The 1,308-nt window shown below is 66.1% G+C and carries 1 protein-coding gene and 1 pseudogene; both read right to left on the bottom strand.

What is annotated here, in order from left to right; all coding sequences use genetic code 11:
• The coding region (locus ACFWJO_RS39555) for a ribonucleotide-diphosphate reductase subunit beta (protein ID WP_386873113.1) at positions 1–478 on the bottom strand (478 nt) is incomplete at its 3' end.
• Positions 479–736: 258 nt separating this feature from the next.
• Positions 737–1,308: pseudogene (locus ACFWJO_RS39560) on the bottom strand (ribonucleotide-diphosphate reductase subunit alpha); the annotation flags it as partial.

The raw sequence follows: 1,308 nt of genomic DNA on the forward strand, positions 1-1,308 counted from the left end.
GGGTGGACGCCACCTTGCGCTTGAGCGGCTCGTCGCCCTGGTAGTAGTCCATGACGATCTCAGCCTTGCGCTGCAGGTTCGGGTTCTCCTCGGACCAGCGGAAGGCGTCGTCGATGTCGCGGGTGGAGCACAGCGTCGAGAAGATCGAGCTGTAGCTCTTGGCGTGCACCGACTCCATGAACGCGATGTTCGTGAGGACGGCCTCCTCGTGCGGGGTCATGGCGTCCGGGATGAGGGAGACGGCGCCCACGGTGCCCTGGATCGTGTCCAGCAGCGTCAGGCCCGTGAACACGCGCATGGAGAGCAGCCGCTCCTCATCCGTGAGGTGGGACCAGGACTGGACGTCGTTGGACAGCGGCACCTTCTCCGGCAGCCAGAAGTTGTTGACGAGGCGGTTCCACACCTCCACGTCCTTCTCGTCCTGAATGCGGTTCCAGTTGACCGCCTCGACGAGGTGGGACTGCTGGGTCTCGGTCACGGCAGGGCACATCCTTCAGAAGAATTCGTTGGGAATCCGCGGATTCCGGGGGCTCTCGAGAGCACGGTCATCGGGGCGCGGGTCCGGGACAGTCTAGGCCCGCGGGGGCAGCGGCAGCCACTCGGACGGGTCCGGGCTCACGACGTCGTGGGCCCGCCCCGTCCGGGTGCGCCGGCTCCACTTCGAGGCGGGAAATCGAGCGCACCCGCGCTCAGAAGCGCGGAATACGCGGGATTTCCCGCCTCCAAGGGTCGGCTGTCAGAGCATGCAGCTCACGCAGCCCTCGACCTCGGTGCCCTCCAGCGCGAGCTGGCGCAGGCGGATGTAGTAGAGCGTCTTGATGCCCTTCGGCCACGCGTAGATCTGCGCGCGGTTCAGGTCACGGGTGGTGGCCGTGTCCTTGAAGAACAGCGTCAGGGACAGGCCCTGGTCCACGTGCTGCGTCGCCGCGGCGTACGTGTCGATGATCTTCTCGTAGCCGATCTCGTACGCGTCCTCGTAGTACTCGAGGTTCTCGTTGGTGAGGTACGGCGCCGGGTAGTACACGCGGCCGAGCTTGCCCTCCTTGCGGATCTCGATCTTCGAGGCCACCGGGTGGATCGAGGAGGTCGAGTTGTTGATGTAGGAGATCGAGCCCGTCGGCGGGACGGCCTGCAGGTTGCGGTTGAAGATGCCGTGCTCCATGACGGAGGCCTTCAGCTCACGCCAGTCGTCCTGCGTGGGCAGGGCGATGCCCGCCTCGGCGAACAGCTCGGCGACGCGCTCGGTGGCGGGCGCCCACTCCTGGTCCGTGTACTTGTCGAAGAACTCCCCCGAGGCGTACTTCGAGT

Origin of the sequence: Streptomyces sp. NPDC127092 (assembly GCF_042722475.1) — a bacterium.
Lineage (GTDB): Bacteria > Actinomycetota > Actinomycetes > Streptomycetales > Streptomycetaceae > Streptomyces.